The sequence below is a fragment of the Kocuria sp. WRN011 genome, from assembly GCF_002295155.1.
GTDB lineage: Bacteria > Actinomycetota > Actinomycetes > Actinomycetales > Micrococcaceae > Kocuria > Kocuria carniphila.
Window position 1 is genome coordinate 1 of the sequence record NZ_NSGI01000021.1, and the last position, 1,469, is coordinate 1,469.

The window sequence follows — 1,469 nt, forward strand, 5'->3', positions numbered from 1 at the left end:
CGCAGGGTGTCAAGCTGTGGTGAGTCAGGTGGGGAGGTTGATGCCGACTAGGTCCGCGGGTTTGGGGGTGCGGGGCCTGGTGCGGAATCGGTGTCGGTGGCGTTGGTAGTAGTCCTGCAGGGCCTGATCACGGATATGCCATACCTGTTCCCATGACCCGTCGGCGACTTGAGAGGGTGTGAACAACGCGATCCCGGAGTGTTTGTGCTCGGTGTTGTACCACTTCACGTAGTCGGTGAGATAAGCCCTGGCTGCTTGGAGGGTTTGGAAGATTCGTGGGTAGGAAGGCCGGTATTTCATGGTGCGAAACCCTGCCTCGGAAAACGGGTTGTCATTGGAGACGTAGGGCCTGTTATGCGAAAGCCGTACCCCGTGCTCGGTCAGGGCCGCCCGTAAAGCGTTAGAGCGCATCGCTGCCCCGGAATCGGCGTGAACGACCTCGGGTGCACCGTGTTCGACGATCGCTGCGGCAAACATCTCCACCGCGAGGCGATCGGCCTCGCGTTCCTCCACCCGCCAGCCCACGATCTGGCGGGAGTAGATATCGGTGATCTTATAAGCCTTGAACACGATCCCACGCCACGGGGAGAACAGGTCGGTGATATCCCAGGACCAAGCCTGACCCGGGGCGGTGGCGGTGACCACCGGGACGGGGCGAGGGGTCTTCTGACCGGTGTGGGTGGGAATCTTCGGCCGCAGCGTTTGGTCCTCCAACTCGCGTGCGATCCGCCACCAGCTGCGCCGTGAACCCAGCATCACCCCTTCGTCCCAGGCGCTAGCGAAGGAATGATCCACCGACTCACCCTGCGACCAGCCGGCCAGGATGCGTTCTTCGATCGCCTCACGCTCACCCCGGCTCAGTTTGGAGGGGTAGTCCCGTTGTGAGTGCGGGATCGGTTCGGCCCGAGGGGGTCGGTGGTGGTGACGGTAGTGCCAGGCCGAGCGTGAGAGCCCAGCCACCGCCAGCGCCTTGCGTTGGGAACCCAACACCGTACTGAGGGTGGTGATCAGCTCGTTTTCGGCTTGGAGGAACTGTTGGGCTTGGTCGTCTCGGGCGTATCGGGCTCTCGCTCGTTGATCTGATGCAAGAGCCCGATAGCTTTTCCCAACGCCTCGTTCGTGGTTTCGAGCTCACGCACCCGCGCGCGTAGCGCTTCGTTCTCTGCCTCGCGCTGTTCCCGGTGGTGGGAGATTTTCCGCCATTGGCTGGGAGAGGTCATGGAGCTACCCTCTCGTGGAATCAATCCCCGGTCGAGATCACCATCGAAGATCGCTTTGCGCCACCGACTCATCCGAGCCCGCGAGAACCCCCGTTCATCCATCCATAATTCTTTCTCACCATGAGCCAACCCCACGTACTCAAACACCAGATCACGAACTTCATCATCGGTATACCCAGCAGAAATCGGCATCTCAACCCCCTCACCGGTCATGACCACCATGACTCACAACCAGTCTGACAATGAGGG

General features: G+C 61.2%; 2 protein-coding genes. Both read right to left on the reverse strand.

The genetic code is table 11. The annotated features are described in order from the left end of the window. Window positions 1-24: 24 nt before the first annotated feature. A complete protein-coding gene (locus CKW39_RS15195) occupies window positions 25-990 on the reverse strand; it encodes a DDE-type integrase/transposase/recombinase (protein ID WP_095798960.1) in 966 nt (321 codons plus the stop codon). A 17-nt stretch (window positions 991-1,007) separates the two neighbouring features. Then, the gene (locus CKW39_RS15200) at window positions 1,008-1,442 is read right to left on the reverse strand and encodes a hypothetical protein (RefSeq protein WP_095798961.1); all 435 of its coding nucleotides are present in this window, start codon (window positions 1,440-1,442) and stop codon (window positions 1,008-1,010) included. Window positions 1,443-1,469 lie beyond the last annotated feature (27 nt).

Excerpts from the sequence above, each read along its gene's own strand:
- CKW39_RS15200 (WP_095798961.1), bottom strand. The coding sequence starts at position 1,442 with ATGGTGGTCATGACCGGTGAGGGGGTTGAGATGCCGATTTCTGCTGGG.